This is a genomic window from Glycomyces halotolerans (genome assembly GCF_054779575.1).
Map to the genome: position 1 here is coordinate 221,398 of NZ_BAAGXZ010000002.1, position 16,582 is coordinate 237,979.

Annotated in this window: 16 protein-coding genes; 7 read left to right on the top strand and 9 right to left on the bottom strand. The window is 67.4% G+C overall.

The features are described 5' to 3' along the window. Positions 1-14: 14 nt before the first annotated feature. Entirely contained in the window at positions 15-488 is a 474-nt protein-coding gene (locus ACYVL2_RS02950) for a hypothetical protein (protein WP_460540026.1), read from the bottom strand. A gap of 405 nt (positions 489-893) precedes the next feature. Here ACYVL2_RS02950 and ACYVL2_RS02955 point away from each other — a divergent pair, with 405 nt between their 5' ends. Beyond that, the gene (locus tag ACYVL2_RS02955) at positions 894-1,424 is read left to right on the top strand and encodes a GNAT family N-acetyltransferase (protein WP_460540028.1); all 531 of its coding nucleotides are present in this window, start codon (positions 894-896) and stop codon (positions 1,422-1,424) included. A 113-nt stretch (positions 1,425-1,537) separates the two neighbouring features. On the opposite strand, the gene ACYVL2_RS02960 is transcribed toward ACYVL2_RS02955, so the two are convergent. From ACYVL2_RS02960 to rpmH, 8 genes are all read right to left on the bottom strand, one after another. After that, positions 1,538-2,653, bottom strand: coding sequence for a ParB/RepB/Spo0J family partition protein (locus ACYVL2_RS02960; RefSeq protein WP_460540030.1), 1,116 nt, complete (start codon positions 2,651-2,653; stop codon positions 1,538-1,540). Between the two features lie 3 nt (positions 2,654-2,656). Further along, positions 2,657-3,787 carry a ParA family protein gene (locus ACYVL2_RS02965; RefSeq protein ID WP_460540203.1) on the bottom strand — a complete coding sequence of 377 codons (1,131 nt, stop codon included), beginning with the start codon at positions 3,785-3,787 and terminating at the stop codon, positions 2,657-2,659. A 548-nt stretch (positions 3,788-4,335) separates the two neighbouring features. Beyond that, positions 4,336-5,019, bottom strand: coding sequence for a 16S rRNA (guanine(527)-N(7))-methyltransferase RsmG (rsmG, locus tag ACYVL2_RS02970; RefSeq protein ID WP_460540032.1), 684 nt, complete (start codon positions 5,017-5,019; stop codon positions 4,336-4,338). 45 nt (positions 5,020-5,064) lie between these two features. Continuing rightward, on the bottom strand, positions 5,065-5,559 hold the full coding sequence (locus ACYVL2_RS02975) for a Jag family protein (protein WP_460540034.1): 495 nt from the start codon (positions 5,557-5,559) through the stop codon (positions 5,065-5,067). 68 nt (positions 5,560-5,627) lie between these two features. Next, the gene (yidC, locus tag ACYVL2_RS02980) at positions 5,628-6,755 is read right to left on the bottom strand and encodes a membrane protein insertase YidC (RefSeq protein WP_460540036.1); all 1,128 of its coding nucleotides are present in this window, start codon (positions 6,753-6,755) and stop codon (positions 5,628-5,630) included. Then, complete coding sequence (gene yidD / locus ACYVL2_RS02985) at positions 6,752-7,054, bottom strand: membrane protein insertion efficiency factor YidD (protein WP_460540038.1); 303 nt, start codon at positions 7,052-7,054, stop codon at positions 6,752-6,754. The genes yidC and yidD overlap by 4 nt, the downstream gene beginning before the upstream one ends. Continuing rightward, positions 7,051-7,491, bottom strand: a complete 441-nt coding sequence (gene rnpA, locus ACYVL2_RS02990) for a ribonuclease P protein component (protein WP_460540205.1) — start codon at positions 7,489-7,491, stop codon at positions 7,051-7,053. The genes yidD and rnpA overlap by 4 nt, the downstream gene beginning before the upstream one ends. Before the next feature lie 74 nt (positions 7,492-7,565). After that, positions 7,566-7,703 (bottom strand): 50S ribosomal protein L34, encoded by a 138-nt coding sequence (gene rpmH, locus ACYVL2_RS02995; RefSeq protein ID WP_100445192.1) that lies wholly within the window; start codon positions 7,701-7,703, stop codon positions 7,566-7,568. A gap of 593 nt (positions 7,704-8,296) precedes the next feature. On the opposite strand from rpmH, the gene dnaA reads away from it, so the two are divergent. The 6 genes from dnaA (at position 8,297) to gyrB (ending at position 16,505) form a co-directional block, all read left to right on the top strand. Further along, entirely contained in the window at positions 8,297-10,069 is a 1,773-nt protein-coding gene (gene dnaA, locus ACYVL2_RS03000; RefSeq protein ID WP_460540041.1) for a chromosomal replication initiator protein DnaA, read from the top strand. Between the two features lie 398 nt (positions 10,070-10,467). Continuing rightward, positions 10,468-11,616 (top strand): DNA polymerase III subunit beta, encoded by a 1,149-nt coding sequence (gene dnaN, locus ACYVL2_RS03005; RefSeq protein ID WP_460540042.1) that lies wholly within the window; start codon positions 10,468-10,470, stop codon positions 11,614-11,616. Positions 11,617-11,713: 97 nt separating this feature from the next. Continuing rightward, positions 11,714-12,589 carry an NADP(+)-dependent, decarboxylating phosphogluconate dehydrogenase gene (gene gnd, locus ACYVL2_RS03010; protein ID WP_460540044.1) on the top strand — a complete coding sequence of 292 codons (876 nt, stop codon included), beginning with the start codon at positions 11,714-11,716 and terminating at the stop codon, positions 12,587-12,589. A gap of 78 nt (positions 12,590-12,667) precedes the next feature. Next, a complete protein-coding gene (gene recF, locus ACYVL2_RS03015; protein ID WP_460540046.1) occupies positions 12,668-13,804 on the top strand; it encodes a DNA replication/repair protein RecF in 1,137 nt (378 codons plus the stop codon). After that, entirely contained in the window at positions 13,794-14,234 is a 441-nt protein-coding gene (locus tag ACYVL2_RS03020) for a DciA family protein (RefSeq protein ID WP_460540048.1), read from the top strand. The genes recF and ACYVL2_RS03020 overlap by 11 nt, the downstream gene beginning before the upstream one ends. 312 nt (positions 14,235-14,546) lie before the next feature. After that, positions 14,547-16,505, top strand: coding sequence for a DNA topoisomerase subunit B (gene gyrB, locus ACYVL2_RS03025; RefSeq protein ID WP_460540050.1), 1,959 nt, complete (start codon positions 14,547-14,549; stop codon positions 16,503-16,505). Positions 16,506-16,582: the final 77 nt, after the last annotated feature.

The following is a 16,582-nucleotide window of genomic DNA, read 5'->3' on the forward strand; positions in this document are numbered from 1 at the left end:
CGGCCGCGTCGCTTTCAGTCGTCGCCGAGCCAGGCGATGATGTACTCGAGGTTCATCTTCCACTCGTGCTCGTCGACGGGTGGGAGGATCTCGTCCCACATCGTCATGAACGGCCCGCGCAGCTGAAGGTAGCCGTGGGGCCTGGCGAGGAACCACATCTGCAGATGCGCGGTGCCGTCGCCCCAGCGGTTCACGTGAACCTGCGCCACCGTCTCCAGCGACCGGATCGCCCGCTCGAGCCGCACCGTGAGGACCCCGAGCTCGGCTGCGTGCATCGTCGACAGGTCGCCGAGATCGAGATGGGCGCGCGGCTCCAGGATCACCACCACCGGCAGCCCGCTCGGGGCCGGCGGACTCTTGAGCCGCCAACGCTCGTCGGTCCACAGATACGCGCTGTCGGGTGTATGGCAGGCCGTGCACTGCTCCTGGCGGTCGCCTCTTCGGGGCGGCTCGGTGGCCACCGGTTCTTGGACGGGCTTAAGGCGCATGGCGCCTTCGAACGGAAAGGCGGGCCAATTCACGAAGGCGGGCAGTGACGACCCCGCTCCACCGGCGCGCTGAGGTCTCGGCTGTCGATGCTGATTCGCTTGACTCGGATGGGGACTCTGGCCGGGGGTACTCGCTGATGCCACCCCCGAAAGGTACCGTATCGCCGCGAGCCTGGAAAGCACCGGAATCCACCTCTTTGAAGACGCTTGCGAAGCCTGCCCGGACCGCGAATCGCCCGCATAGTCGTCAAGCGGTGTGTTTGCTGCTCAGACCGGGCGATAGCCGTCCGATAGTGACGTGCGCCCATATGGCGGGAAGGCACTGTCGGAGCAAGGCGGTCATGGTGCAAGCTGGTAGGCGTGCATGCAACAGTGACTGACAATTCCCCGCCAGAGGCGTCGCCGGTGAACGGCGACCACATCTCGGTATTGGTGGATCCGCCGGTCACCGCCGCGCTCGTCGATGAACTCAGCCACCTCTGGGTACGGGTTACGAACGCCGGCGGTTCCGTCGGGTTCGTCCCGCCGGTCAACCTCAACGAGGTCCGTCCTCACACCGTTTCCATTCTCGCGCGAGTGATCGACCAGACTGACACGCTGGTCGCTCTAAAGGAAGGAGCCGCCATTGTCGCTTGGTGTGTTCTCACATCAAACGACAGCCCGCCGAGGCAGGGATGGCGCACCATCCGCCACGTCCAGGTCGATCCGGAACGCCAAGGCAGCGGCCTCGGCGGGAGGCTTCTCGCCGCGGTCGACCAAGTGGCACGCGAGGAGCTGAAGCTGGAAGCCCTGAGCCTCAAGGTCCGCTCGGGCACCGGCGCCGACGCCTTCTACCGCCGCCACGGCTTCACCGAAGTCGGGCGGCTGCCGCGCGCCGTGCGCGTGGCCGATGACGACTACCGCGACGACATCATCATGTGGCGCGAACTGTCATAGCGAGTCAGGCCAGACCGATACAGCGATCGGGGCGATGTTTCACGTGAAACATCGCCCCGATCGCTTTTCACTGCGTGAGGGGCGGGCCCGGTCGGCCGGGCCCGCCCCTGCGACTATTCGACGCCGATCTGCTCGACGATCCGGTCGAGGTCGGCCAGGGAGCCGAACTCGATGACGATCTTGCCCTTCTTCTTGCCCCACGAGACGTTCACTTTCGTCTCGAAGTGATCGGACAGGCGCTCCCGCAGCTCCTCGAGTCCGGGCGCCTTGATGCGGTCCTTGGTGGCCGTTCGCGACGGGCTCGCCTTCGGATCGTCGAGTTCGGGAGTCTCCTCCTGGCGGCAGGCGGAGACGAGCTCCTCGGTGCTGCGCACCGAGAGCCCTTCGCTGATGATCCGCTGAGCAATGTGCTCTTGCGTGTCGGCGTTGTCGAGACCCAGCAGCGCCCGCGCGTGGCCGGCCGTCAGCACTCCGGCGGCCACCTTCGTCTGCACAGTCGGCGGGAGGCTCAGCAGCCGCATCGTGTTCGAGATCTGCGGGCGGCTGCGACCGATCCGCTTGGCGAGCTCCTCCTGCGTCACGTTGAACTCCTCGAGAAGCTGCTGGTACGCCGCACCCTCCTCGAGCGGGTTCAACTCGACGCGGTGGATGTTCTCCAGCAGCGCTTCCCGGAGCAGCTCCTCATCGGAGGTCCGCCGGATGATCGCCGGCACGGACTCCCAGCCGAGTGCCATGGCCGCGCGCAGGCGTCGCTCGCCCATGACGAGTTCGTACCGCTTGCCGTCGGACTCCTCGCCGAGTTCGCCATCGGCCTTCTCGCGAACGGCGATCGGCTGCAGCATCCCGACTTCGGTGAGCGAGACCTGGAGTTCGCCGAGGTGCTCCTCGTCGAAGATGTGACGCGGCTGCTTCGGGTTGGTGGCGATCTCTGCCACGGGGATCAACCGGAAGCTCGCTCCGGGGACCGGCACCAGCTCCGGCAGCTCCGGTGCCTCGACGTCCGGTTCCTCAGGCGCGGCTGTTTCACGTGAAACATCGACCGGCGCCACCGCGACCGCCGTTTCACGTGAAACATCGCGATCGCTGGGCACCGCCTGGCGCGGGGCGCCGTTCGCCTTGGGCGTCTCGTCGTCGACTTCCTCGACTTCAGTGGTCGTGCTCTCGGCCAGACCGGTCGGGATCAACGCCCCGAGCCCGCGACCGAGCCCTCCACGTTTCGTCGCTGCCATCGACTAGTTCCCGCCCTTCTCGCTCTGGTGACTCTGCCGTTTCGAACTCGTCTTCGCGCCCCGCAAGGCGATCTCCTCGGCCGCCTCGAAGTAACTCGCCGCGCCGCGCGAACCGGGATCGTACGTCATGATCGACTGCCCGTAGCCGGGAGCCTCGGAGACGCGGACGCTGCGCGGCACCACCGCGTCGAGCACGATCTCGGCGAAGTGTCCGCGCACCTCCTGCTCCACCTGATCGGCGAGCTTGGTCCGCTTGTCGTACATCGTCAGCAGGATCGTGGAGACGCGCAGCCGAGAATTCAGGTGCGCCTTCACCAGCTCGATGTTCCGCAGCAGCTGGCCCAGTCCCTCGAGCGCGTAGTACTCGCACTGAATCGGGATCAGCACCTCCTCGGCGGCGACGAGCGCGTTCACGGTCAGCAGGCCGAGCGAGGGCGGGCAGTCGATGAGGATGTAGTCGAGCTCGTCCCCGTAGGCGGCGATGCTCTTCTCCAGCCGTGCTTCACGTGCAACGACATTGACCAGCTCGACCTCGGCCCCGGCGAGGTCGATGGTCGCCGGAATGCAGGAGAGCCCCGGAATGCCGTCGACGCGCTGTGCGATCTCCTCCAGCGGCATGCTGTCGACGAGCGCCTCGTAGACGCTCGGCGTGCCGGCGCCGTGCTCGACGCCGAGACCGGTCGAGGCGTTCCCCTGCGGGTCGAGGTCGACGACCATCACGCGATTGCCGTGCAGCGCGAGCGCGACCGCCAAGTTGACCGCGCTCGTGGTCTTGCCGACGCCGCCTTTCTGATTGGCCACCGCGATGACCCGCCGGCGCGGCGGCCGCGGCATCAAGACCGAGCCCGCGGGATTCAGAATCCGAACCGCGCGCTGCGCCTCTCGGGCCAGTGGTAGATCGTCCTCGATCGGATTCGTCTGCTGCGGGACCTCCCCGCGCTCGTCGAGCGCGGTGGACTCCTCGCCGCCGTCGTATCCGGCCGAAGCGGCACCAGGTTCCGCTGCGAACACGGGGGTTCCCGCCGCTTCGGCTACCGGGTCGGCGGCGGCCGAGCTCAGTCCCGCGCCGGAGGCGGCCGCCTCCGGCGCGGTGTGACGTCCGGACCTGCTTCGTTTCGATGTGGACCTGCGCATCCCGTCCCGTTCCCCGCCGTCGTTCGACAGATCGTTTTGGCTGCGGAAGACCGGATCGGTATCGCCGGTCTTCCTAGAGACCGATTCTGAACCAACTGTCCCGTACGGCAGGGCTTCGCCACCCGGCGACTGTGAAGTTTCTCGGTAGCGATACCGCCGGGGGGTCGCCTGCTCTTCGCTCACAGCGGCGTCGAGGACGTCCTTGATACGGCGCTCAGCCGGAGTGTCGCCGCCGAGAGAGGTCTGGTGTTCACGATCTTCTGGAGGAAGGGGGTCGCGCACATTCACCGCCACAGATTACGGGCCGGATGTTTCACGTGAAACATCGACCCCGTTCTTGGAGAAGCTTACGAGCCATACACTAGCCCAAGACACCGAACAACGTCGCCGTCACGATTCAGGATTCCGTTCGATACACATCGGCTTGCTTATGCCCCAAGGAAGTCGGTCGTTCAGACAGTTTGACACCGGCGACCGCACAGCGAGATGCCGTCCGCGCGTGGGGTGTTCTCGGGAGTGGGCAGCGTCCGTCGGATCGCGCGGCGAGGCTATCGGACTCGGGGAACGCGCACTACCGTTGTGGGGACGGTGAAGACCGGATCGGCGAGCTTCGAGGCGCCGCACACCTCGACCGTCGCGCCACCACCGCCTGCGGTCGCGATCTGCCGGTCGTCGCGCTCGATTTCCTCGGCGGCGCTCTGTCCCTTGATCGCCAGCATCAGCCCGCCGGGCCGCGCCAGCGGCAGGCACCATCGGGCCAGTTTCCCGAGCGGCGCAACGGCTCTCGAGACCACGGTGTCGGCGCGTCCCCGCGGCGACACCTCCTCGGCCCTGGCGCGCAGCACTTCGACGTTGTCGAGGCCGAGCGCATCGACGACCTCCTCGAGGAAGTGCACCCGGCGCTGCATCGGCTCGACGAGCGTCACCCACAGATCGGGTCTGGCCAGCGCCAACGGGATGCCTGGCAGGCCCGCACCCGAGCCGACGTCGACCACATCGGCGTCGGCGTCGATGAGCTCGCCGATCACCGCGCTGTTGAGCACGTGGCGGCCCCAGAGTCGCGGCACCTCCCGCGGTCCGATGAGACCGCGCTCGATGCCCACGGTCCGCAGCAGGCCGACGTAATCGCGGGCCTGCTGGATCCGGTCTGCGTCGTCACCGAAAACAGAGGCCAATGTTTCACGTGAAACATTGGCCTCCAGGTCTTCAGAGCTCAGTGGCTCCCGACTCATGCGCTTCCTCTTGGCGACGTCGGCGAGTCATCGATCTGCACGGCGCTACTCCGGCTTGACCACGACCCGACGGCGCGGCTCGGCGCCCTCGGACTCGCTCTCGACGCCGGCGGTGGCGTTGATGACGTCGTGGACGCACTTGCGTTCGAAGGCGCTCATCGGGTCGAGCTTGACCACTTCGCCGGTCTCGATGACCTTCTTCGCCGTACGCTCGGCCAGATCGGCCAGCTTCTTCCGGCGACCCGCGCGGTAACCGCCGATGTCGAGCATCAGCCGGGAATGGTCACCGGTCTTGCGGTACACCGCCAGTCGGCACAGCTCCTGCAGCGCCTCGAGGGTCTGCCCCTTCGCCCCCACCAGGTCGCCGAGGTCGGCCCCGACGATCTCGACCTGCGGGCGATCGCCGACCACGAGCTCGTCGATGTCACCATCGAGGTCGAGGATGTCCAACAGGCCTTCCATGTAGTCGGCCGCCACTTCGCTCTGCTCGAACAGTTCGTCTTCGGAGGCCACCTCGTCCTCCCGCACCGTTGCTCCCATAATCGTTAACTATGTCCCATCACTAGTTGCAAGCCTAGTTTGCCCCATCGCGGCTGGCCCGCACCCGCTTATGCGGCGCGCGAGCCGCCCCCCTTGCCTTTTTTCTTCTTCCCAGCCTGCTGAGCGCCGCTGACCTTCTTGGCCCTGGCGATGCGCTCGGAGCGGGAGAGGTTCTTGCCCGAACCGGGCCCGGTCGGCTTGCCGTTCGGTTTGCCCGAGTCACCGGTCTTGTTCTGCGGACCGTGGTTCGGCGACTTGGACTGCTTCGGCTTCTGCCCCGGCTTGGGAGCCAGGGACTTGCGGCGCTGTTCGGCCTCGCGCTCTTCCTGGAGCATCTTCTCGTGCGCCTTCGAGCCGGGCTTCGGCGGCTTGGTCGCGGAGTTCTGCTGCGGCGGCGGGTACTTGCGCAGCACGTACTGCTGCTGTCCCAGCGAGAAGAGGTTGTTCACGGTCCAGTAGATGACCACGCCGATGGAGAAGATGGCGCCCGAGAAGACGAGGATCGCCGGGATGCCGTACAGCATGACCTTCTGGATCATCCGCTGGTTCGGGTCCTCGGACCAACCGGTCTTGAGGATCATCTGACGCGTGGTCAGGAATGTGGTGACGATCATGGCGGCGATGAGCACGACCGCCACGATCCGCACGACGAGCGGATCGGCGCCGACCGCTTCGATCTCGCTGCCGGAGGTGCCCAGCGACGACCAGAAGGGCGCGCCGAACAGCTTCGCCTCGATGTAGGTGTTCCAGTGCGAGTCCGGACCATCGTTGTAGCCGGACCAGCCGTAGAGGTCGGTGTTGAGCGTCTGCTCAGGATCGGGACGGCGCAGCACCCAGAACAGTCCCAGGAAGACCGGAGCCTGGAGCAGGATCGGAAGGCAGCCCATGAGCGGGTTGGCCTTCTCCTTGCGGTAGAGCTCCATCATCTCCCGCTGGAGCGTCTCCCGGTCGCCCTTGTAGCGCTCCTGCAGCGCCTTGATCTCGGGAGCCAGTTTCTGCATCGCCCGTTGGGACCGGATCTGCTTCACGAACAGCGGGAACATCACCACGCGGAGCGTGATGACCAGGCACACGATCGCCAGGACCCACGCCCAGTCGGTGGCCAGCGCCTCGGCGCCGTTGAACAGGCTGCTCCAAAGGTCGTGCCACCGCAGCAGCAGCCACGATACGCCGATGTAGATCCAGTGCAAGCTCACTGACGGACTCCAGTCGTCTCAATACCAACAGGCGGCTCGTCCGCGGGTCGCGGGCTTCGCCGCGGAGGAGGCACCGGGTCGTAGCCTCCCGGGTGGAAGGGGTGGCACCGTCCCAGTCGCCGCAGGCTCAACCATATGCCACGGACCGGGCCGTGACGGGACAGCGCCTCAAGGGTATATGCGCTGCAACTGGGGTAGAAGCGGCACCGGTTGGGTATCGCCGGGCTTACCCACCGACGGTACGCGACAATCGGCAGACTCAGCGCTCGGGTGGTGATGCCCGAGGCCCGGGCGATCATGATCCGCCCCGGTGGGAACCGGTATCGGGCGCCTTCGCGCCGGAGCCTCGGCTCCGCTTCGCCTTGCCCCGCCGGGCCGATGACACCGCGTCGGCCAGATCGGCGTTCAGTTGCGAGAAGTCGCGCTCGGCGGCCTTCGGCGTGGCCCGCACCACCACGTCCGTTCCCGGCGGCCAAGAGCGCATCTGGTCGGCGACCGCGTGTCGCAGCCGACGCTTCACCCGGTTGCGGACCACGGCGTTGCCGACGGCCTTGGAGACGACAAAACCCGCCCGTGCCGAGGATGGTTCGGCATCGGACGGTGTCGTCTGCTCCGCGTCGGCGTCCGGGCCGGGGGCCCAGTGGACGACGACGCCGCCTCGGGCGGCTCGGCGGCCCCGCCTCAGCACCGTGCTGAAGTCCCGGCTGCGGCGAATGCGCGCCTCGGCTGGCAGCAACTGGATCACGTCACTTTCGGCGAAGCTAGCCGTGGACCTGCCGAGCGTCGAGCGCTCGGCGAGCGCTCGACCGCTCAGACCGTCAGGCTCTTGCGGCCCTTGCGGCGGCGGGCGTTGATGATGGCGCGCCCGGCACGGGTGCGCATGCGCAGCCGGAAGCCGTGGGTGCGCTTGCGCCGGCGGTTGTTCGGCTGGTAGGTGCGCTTGCTCACGTCGGAACACTCCCAATACGTCTCTGATTGCGATTGCGTCGCCACCGCGCTGGACGCGGGCCACGCGATTCGCGGCATCCGGGACGCAACGTTCAGCCTAGCAGGGCTTTCACGTGACGCCGCGGTCGCGGACAGCGGGTGTGGCACGCCCCTCTGCTCAGGAGGGCAACTCGATCATGTTACTCGCGGCCGGGCGGGTCGCTCCGGCGGATGGCCTCGAGGTGACCGGGCCTGTGCACAGGCACTTTCCACAGCCGTGAACAGCTCGATCACCAGCCTGTGGATAACTTCCCCCGATCGGTGGACGCGATCGGCGCTCCCGCAATGCGATCACTCGTCAGAGCATGCAAAACAGCAGCTCAAAGCCATGTTCGAAGCGGGTTCGTCACACGCGGCCGACATGCACAGGCCAGGTGCGTGCCTGTGGATAACCTGTGGAAAACTGCTAAGACGCACTGCGGGTGACCGCGTGAACGAAGTGTGGATCGACGGCCTCGTGGACACCGGGTTCGGGCCGATTGAGTTCAGAAGTCTATCGCACGTCGCGTCGACGCATGCGGGGACGACGACGAGCAGAGTGAGGGATCGCGAAGGTGACCGACCAAGATCTGTCGGCAGTCTGGTCGGCGGTGACGGCCGAGCTGACGGAGGCGTCGGTGCTGACCCGCCAGCAGCAGGCGTGGATGCGGCTGACGTTGCCGGTGGTGGCGGTGAACGGCACGTTCATCATCGCCGCGCCGAACAAGTTCGCACGGGCCGCCTACGAGTCCAAGCTCCGCGACCCCATCAGCGAGTCGCTCTCCCGCCGACTCGGCCAGCCGACGCAGATCGCCGTCACGATGCAGGACAACAGCGGGGACGCGCCGTCCGAGCCCGAGCCGGAGCCGACCCGCCCGCAGCCGTCCGACGACACGCTCATCTTCCACATGCCGAAGACCGACCCGGTCGCCCAGCCGGGCCACGGAGACGAGGGCGACGGGCCCGGCCCGCCGAGCCTGTTCGACACCGACGCCTTCCGCGCCGGGGAGCACACGCCGCAGCAGCGGCGGCGCCCCGCGGAAGCACCGGCCGACGCCGAGTCGCCGACCGAGCGCCGCGAAACGGCCCCGCGCCCTCGCGCCGAGGAGACCTCCGGGAACGAGACGCCGTCCATTCCGCAGCAGCAGCCGCACCACGAGGAGACCGAGGCTCACGCGCAGGCCCGGGCGGCCGAGTCGAACACCGCCGGACCGCCGGTGGCCCCGCCGCCCAACGCCGATCCCGACCCCGAGCGCCGCGGCGGCGTATCGAAGACCTCGAAGGCCGCCCCGTCGGCCGATCCGGTGGACGGCATCGGCCGGCTCAATCCGCGCTACAACTTCGACACCTTCGTGATCGGCTCCTCCAACCGGTTCGCGCACGCGGCCGCCTTCGCCGTGGCCGAGGCGCCCGCGAAGGCCTACAACCCGCTGTTCATCTACGGCGGCTCCGGGCTGGGCAAGACCCACCTGCTCCACGCGGTCGGCCACTACGCGCACGACTTGGGCACCGCCTCCTCGGTGCGCTACGTGACCACCGAGGAGTTCACCAACGACTTCATCAACTCGCTGTCGGACCGTCGCCAGCAGGCCTTCCAACGCCGGTACCGGGACGTCGACATCCTGCTCATCGACGACATCCAGTTCCTGATGGACCGCGAACGCACGCAGGAGGAGTTCTTCCACACCTTCAACGCGCTGCACAACGCCAACAAGCAGCTGGTGATCTCCTCGGACCGCTCGCCCAAGCAGCTCCAGACCCTCGAGGACCGGCTGCGCACCCGCTTCGAGTGGGGACTGCTGGCCGACATCCAGCCGCCGGACCTCGAGACGCGCATCGCGATCCTCCGCAAGAAGGCCGTTCAGGACGGGCTCAACGTGCCCACCGACGCGGTGGAGTTCATCGCCTCGCAGATCCACCACTCGATCCGCGAGCTCGAGGGCGCGCTGATCCGGGTGACCGCCTACGCGAGCCTCAACCGCAAGCCGGTCGACCTCGGGCTGGCCGAGGAGGTCCTGCACGATTTCATCCCCGAGGGCGGCCAGACCCCGGAGGTCACCGTCGACCAGATCATGCAGGCCACCGCGGACTACTTCGGCGTCCAGGCGGCCGACCTCAAGGGCAACTCGCGCTCGCGGGTGCTCGTCAACGCCCGGCAGGTCGCGATGTACCTGTGCCGGGAGCTGACCGACCTGTCGCTGCCGCGGATCGGGCAGGCATTCGGCGGCCGGGACCACACCACGGTGATGCACGCCAATAAGAAGATCCGCAAGCAGATGGCCGAGCGCAGGGCCCTCTACAACCAGATCGCCGAATTGACCAATCGTTTGAAACACACCGACGAATGAACGCCCCTGTGGACAAAGTTGTGGAAAAGCTGTGGAAAAACTCGATTTTCTGTGGACAAGCTGTGGACGACATGTGGAAAGCGCCGCGTAATGCAAAATGAGCTCGCGTTTTCCCTGTGTACAACCCTGTGGAGAACCTGTGGAAAAGCTGTGGAAACGGCTGTGGACGAGATGTGGAAAACTCCCCGGTTCTCCGAACCTGTGGATAAACTGCCGATTCGTCCACAGGTTCTCCACAGCTCGTCCACAGGCCCATATCGATGTCTAGCAGGGAAAAGCCGGGTTTTCCACAGTATCCACAGCACCGACGACTACGACGACAGTTATATCTATAGAGAGTTCATTAGTAATAGCGCTGTGAACAACCAGGCATCAGCCAGATGAGGAGCGAGATCGCCATGAAGTTCCAAGTTGATCGAGACACCTTCGCCGACGCGGTCTCCTGGACCGCCAAGAGCCTCCCGGCCCGGCCGTCCGTCCCCGTGCTCGCCGGCGCCCGTCTGTCGGTCGACGATGGCAAGCTGACCATCTCCGGTTTCGACTACGAGATCTCCACCCGCGTCAGCGTCGAGGTCACCGGAGAGTCCCCCGGCACCGCCCTGGTCTCGGGCAAGCTCCTCGCCGAGATCGTCAAAGCCTTGCCGCACAAGCCGGTCGACTTCACCGTCGACGGCCCCCACGCCGAACTCACCTGCGGCTCGGCGCGATTCACGCTGCCGACCATGCCGCTGGAGGACTACCCGAGCCTGCCGCAGATGCCCGAGGCCATCGGCACCATCGACGCCGAGCAGTTCGCCCGGGCCGTCTCGCAGACCGCCATCGCCGCGGGCAAGGACGAGACCCTCCCGACCATGACCGGCGTCCAGATCGAGATGACCGGCGGCGGCATCGGCTTCCTCGCCACCGACCGCTACCGCATGGCGATCCGCGACTCCGCCTGGGAGCCGGGCCGAACCGACCTCGACGTCACCGTCCTGGTCCCGGCCAAGGCCCTCGCCGACACCGCCCGCACCTTCGGTTCCATGTCGGGACCGGTCACCATCGCGGTCCCGACGGGAACCGACGGCGCGCCCGGCATGGTCGGCTTCACCGCCGGAGGCCGCCACACCACCTCCCGCGTCCTCGACGGCCAACTGCCGCCTCTGCGCAGCCTCCTGGCGACCTCGTACACCACCACGCTGCGGGTCAAGACCTCCGACCTGATCGAGGTCGCCCGCCGCGTCGCACTCGTCGGCGACCGCAACTCCCCGATCCGGCTCTCGTTCGACGAGGACGGCCTCATCGTCGAAGCCGGCGGCGCCGAGGACGCCAAGGCCAGCGAGGCGATGGACTGCACCTTCACCGGCGAGTCCGGCAAGATCGCCTTCAACCCCGCCTACCTGCTCGACGGGCTCTCGGTCGTCGACGCGCCCTACACGGCGTTCAAGATGAACGAACTCGGCAAGCCGGTCGTGATGACCGGGGAGCCCGCGCCCGAAGATGAGGAATCTGACACAAACTACGACGGTTACCTCTACATGCTGCAACCATTGCGTTGGGACGCCTAAGGGGCACAGCACCGAAGCGGAGCCGCGGGCTCCGCCGAGGACGACGCGCTCCAATGTGGCGCTCTGACGACGCTGAGCATGTGGAAGGGGGCACGACGTGCAACTGGGCATGATCGGGCTCGGCAGGATGGGCGGCAACATGAAGTCGCGGCTCGAAGAAGTCGGGCACCAGGTCGTCGGCTACGACCGCGACCCCGGCAAAACCGACGTCGGCTCGCCGGCCGAACTCGTCGAGGCGCTCGACGCGCCCCGTGCGATCTGGGTCATGGTCCCCGCCGGCGAGCCCACCCGCTCCACCATCGCCGAACTCGCCGGACTGCTCACCAGCGGCGACGTCGTCGTCGACGGCGGCAACTCCCGGTTCACCGACGACGCCGAGCACGCCCGGCTCCTCTCCGAGCACGGCATCGGCTACGTCGACGTCGGCGTCTCCGGCGGCGTCTGGGGCTTCACCGAGGGCTACGCCCTCATGGTCGGCGGATCCAAAGCCGACGTCCAGCACCTGACGCCGATCTTCGAAGCGCTCAAACCCGAAGGCGAGTACGGCCTCGTCCACGCCGGCGGCGTCGGCGCCGGCCACTACGCCAAGATGGTCCACAACGGCATCGAGTACGCGATGATGGAGGCCTACGCCGAGGGCTACGAACTGCTCGAGGCCTCCGAACACGTCGACGACGTGCCAGCCGTGATCAAATCCTGGCGCTCGGGCACCGTCATCCGCTCCTGGCTGCTCGACCTGCTCGACCGCGCCCTCGACGAGGACCCCGAGCTCGCCGACATCCGCGGCTGGGTCGAGGACTCCGGCGAAGGACGCTGGACGGTCGAAGAGGCCATCCGCCTCCGGGTGCCGCTCCCGGCCATCGCCGACTCCCTGTTCGCCCGCTACGCCTCCCGGCAGGACGACTCCCCGGCCATGAAGGCCGTCGCGGCCCTCCGCAACCAGTTCGGCGGCCACGCCGTCCGGCCCGAATAGCGACCCGCGAACGTGCGGAGCCCGACCGAGTCGAGGCCACCGCGACCGTGCGAGGCGGCGAGGCGGCACAATAGGGGCGTGCGTGTACGACAGCTGCAACTCAACGACTTCAGGTCCTACGCGCACGCCCAGATCGCGCTCGACGAGGGCCCATCGATCCTGGTGGGCCCCAACGGCCACGGCAAGACCAACCTCGTCGAGGCCCTGATCTACCTCGCCAACCTCCGCTCGCACCGCGTCTCCAGCGACGCCCCGCTGGTGCGCTCCGGCGCCGAGCAGGCCGTCATCCGCGCCGAGATCGTCGCCGACTCCCGCCGACTGGTCGCCGAACTGGCGATCGTGCCCGGCAGATCCAACCGGGCGCGGCTCAACAAGAGCCCGCTGACCCGGCCGCGCGACCTCATCGGCGCCCTCAAGGCCGTCGCCTTCGCCCCCGAGGACCTCGCGCTCGTGCGCGGCGAACCGTCGGTGCGGCGGCGGTACCTCGACGAGCTGCTGTGCTCCCGCTACCCGCGATTCGCCGGCGTCCGCGCCGACTACGAGCGCGTCCTCAAACAGCGCAACACCCTCCTGCGCACCGCCTACCTCGCCAAGAAGACCGGAGGCCGCGGACCCGGCTCGGCCGAACTGGCGACCCTCGACGCCTGGGACGCGCACCTGTCCGAACACGGCGCCGAACTCCTGGCCGGACGGCTCGCGCTGCTGGCCGACCTCGTCGAACCGGTCGCCAAGGCCCATACCCGCATCGCCGACGGCCGCTCCGAAGTCACACTCGAATACACCTCCGAGCTCGGCGACGACCTCACCGCCGACCGGGAGGTCCTCACCGCGCGGCTCTCGGCCGCGCTGGCCGGGGCCCGGGCCAAGGAGGTCGAGCGGGGCACCACCCTCGTCGGCCCGCACCGCGACGACATCGAGTTGACCCTCGGGTCCCTGCCGGTCAAGGGCTACGCCTCGCACGGCGAGACCTGGTCGGTGGCGCTGGCGATGCGCCTGGGCGCGTTCGAGCTCCTGCGGGGCGACGGCGCGGCGCCCATCCTGATCCTCGACGACGTGTTCGCCGAACTCGACACCACCCGCCGCGAACGCCTGGCCGAGTACGCCGAGGCCGCCGAGCAGACCGTCATCACCTGCGCGGTCGCCGACGACGTTCCCGAACGCCTCACCGGCGCGCGCTTCGACGTGTGGGAAGGGGAGATCCGACGTGTCCTTTGACTCAAGGCCCAGGCCCCGCAGGGGCCGCTCCGACAACCCCCGGTTTCGCAAGGAGTGGTCGGGGCCGGGACCGGACAAGCGCGACCCCGAGTCGATCGGCGCGCTCCTCGGGCAGGTCGTCCGCAAGCGTGGCTGGACCGGGAAGGTGTCGAACGCCTCGGTGTTCGGCCGCTGGAGCGAGATCGTCGGTCCCGACATCGCCGCCCACTGCCGTCCCGAGCAGCTGGTCGACGGGGAGCTGCTGGTGGTGGCCGAATCGACCGCCTGGGCCACGCAGCTGCGCCTGCTCTCGCGGCAGATCTACGGCAAGATCACCGCCGCGCTCGGTCCGGGCGTGGTCAAGCGCTTGAAGATCGTAGGGCCCAAACAGCCGACTCGTTCCTATGGACCCAGGCGAGTACGGTTTAATGGCTCCCGTGACACGTTCTGAAGCCGGACGCCCCTAGGTCCGTAGGGGGGTTCATGTCCTCGCCTCTCGATGCGACTGTGACGACATCACGCCGCAGAGGAGGCGGTTTCGGGGCCCGGGCGCAGTAGACTTGACGGGTGATGCCAGGCCCGTTCACGAGCTGTGCGGGCCTCGATGCGGGCGGTCGGTGCGGACAGTGCGCGCGGGCCGCCCCCTTGGTGAGAACGGGCCGGAACGCACGCACAGGGTCATAGAACGGCCATACGGCTGAAAGTGTCACACCCGTGGACTACCTTTCTCACCGACCGTGAACGACGACAGAAGGAGTTGCCGGTGGCGGCGAAGAAGAAGGACGAGTACAGCGCCAGTTCGCTGACAGTCCTCGAAGGCCTCGAGGCGGTCAGGAAGCGCCCGGGCATGTACATCGGCTCGACCGGTGAGCGGGGCCTGCACCACCTCCTGCAAGAGGTCGTCGACAACTCCGTCGATGAAGCGCTCGCCGGGTACTGCACCGACATCGACGTCACCCTCCTCTCCGACGGCGGGATCCGCGTCACCGACAACGGCCGCGGCTTCCCGGTCGACCTTCACCCGAAGCTCAAGAAGCCGGGCGTCGAGGTCGCGCTGACCGTCCTCCACGCCGGCGGCAAGTTCGACTCCCAGACCTACGCCGTCTCCGGCGGTCTCCACGGCGTCGGCGTCTCGGTGGTCAACGCCCTCTCCACTCGTCTCTCGGTCGAGATCCGCCGCGACGGCCACGTGTGGCGCCAGGAGTACAAGAACGCGCAGCCGGGGCCGCTGGAGAAGGGAGAGCCGACCGACGCGACCGGGACCATCGTCTGCTTCTGGCCCGACGGCGACATCTTCGAGACCCTCGAGTTCGACTACAAGACGATCTACCGTCGCCTCCAGGAGATGGCCTTCCTCAACAAGGGCCTGGCGATCACCTTCCGCGACGAGCGCCCCGACCACACCGACGAAGAGGGCCGGATCAAGGAGGTCCGCTTCAAGTACGACGAGGGCATCGCCGACTTCGTGCGGCACCTGAACGTCTCGAAGAACGCGATCCACCCGACCGTCGTGTCCTTCTCCGCCGAGGAGGACCAGCAGTCCCTCGAAGTGGCCATGCAGTGGAACGAGTCGTACGGCGAATCGGTCTACACCTTCGCCAACACGATCAACACCCACGAGGGCGGCACCCACGAGGAGGGCTTCCGGGCGGCGCTGACGAACGCGGTCAACAAGTACGGCCTGGAGAAGAAGATCCTCAAGAGCGAGAAGGACCGGCTCTCCGGCGACGACATCCGCGAAGGACTGGCCGCGATCATCTCGGTCAAGCTCCGCGAGCCGCAGTTCGAGGGCCAGACCAAGACCAAACTCGGCAACACCGAGATCCGCGGCTTCGTGCAGCGGATCTGCAACGAGTGGCTTCCCGACTGGCTCGACCGCCACCCCAAGGAGGCCAAGCAGATCGTCCAGAAGGCCTCCAGCGCGGCCCAGGCTCGCAAGGCCGCCGCGCAGGCCCGCAAGCTCGCGCGGCGCAAGAGCCTGCTGGAGACCTCCTCGATGCCCGGCAAACTGGCCGACTGCCAGTCGACCAACCCCGAAGAGTGCGAGATGTTCGTCGTCGAGGGCGACTCGGCCGGCGGCTCGGCCAAGCAGGGACGCAACCCGCGCACCCAGGCGATCATGCCCATCCGCGGCAAGATCCTCAACGTGGAGAAGGCCCGCCTCGACAAGATCCTCAAGAACAACGAGGTCCAGGGCATGATCACCGCGCTGGGCACCGGCATCCACGAGGAGTTCGACATCGAGCGGCTCAGGTACCACAAGATCATCCTGATGTCCGACGCCGACGTCGACGGCCACCACATCAACACGCTGCTGCTGACGCTCCTGTTCCGCTTCATGCGCCCGCTCATCGAGCTCGGCCACGTCTACATGAGCCAGCCGCCGCTGTACAAGATCAAGTGGAACAAGAAGGGCGACCTGGTCTCCTACGCCTACTCCGACGCCGAACGCAACCGGATCATCGAAGAGGGCGTCGCCCAGGGCAAGCCCGATCCGCGCCGGTCCGACGGCGTGCAGCGCTACAAGGGTCTGGGCGAGATGAACTACACCGAGCTGTGGGAGACGACGATGGACCCCGTCCGCCGCAACCTGCTGCAGGTTCAGCTCGACGACGCGGCAACCGCGGACGAGCTGTTCAGCGTCCTGATGGGTGAGGACGTGGAGAGTCGCCGCCGCTTCATCCAGGAGAACGCCAAGGACGTCCGCTTCTTGGACATCTAGCCGTGGGGCCCGACATCAGCGGGCGGAGCCCGCACACGATCCGTCTTACAGAGCGAGGAAGCACTGGTGCCTGAGAA

What these genes read in the sequence shown, in the direction of transcription:
- ACYVL2_RS02950 (WP_460540026.1), bottom strand. Translation starts at nt 488, where the DNA reads ATGCGCCTTAAGCCCGTCCAAGAACCGGTGGCCACCGAGCCGCCCCGA.
- ACYVL2_RS02965 (WP_460540203.1), bottom strand. Translation starts at nt 3,787, where the DNA reads ATGCGCAGGTCCACATCGAAACGAAGCAGGTCCGGACGTCACACCGCG.
- dnaN (WP_460540042.1), top strand. Translation starts at nt 10,468, where the DNA reads ATGAAGTTCCAAGTTGATCGAGACACCTTCGCCGACGCGGTCTCCTGG.
- ACYVL2_RS02960 (WP_460540030.1), bottom strand. Translation starts at nt 2,653, where the DNA reads ATGGCAGCGACGAAACGTGGAGGGCTCGGTCGCGGGCTCGGGGCGTTG.
- ACYVL2_RS02975 (WP_460540034.1), bottom strand. Translation starts at nt 5,559, where the DNA reads ATGGGAGCAACGGTGCGGGAGGACGAGGTGGCCTCCGAAGACGAACTG.
- yidD (WP_460540038.1), bottom strand. Translation starts at nt 7,054, where the DNA reads ATGATCGCCCGGGCCTCGGGCATCACCACCCGAGCGCTGAGTCTGCCG.
- rsmG (WP_460540032.1), bottom strand. Translation starts at nt 5,019, where the DNA reads ATGAGTCGGGAGCCACTGAGCTCTGAAGACCTGGAGGCCAATGTTTCA.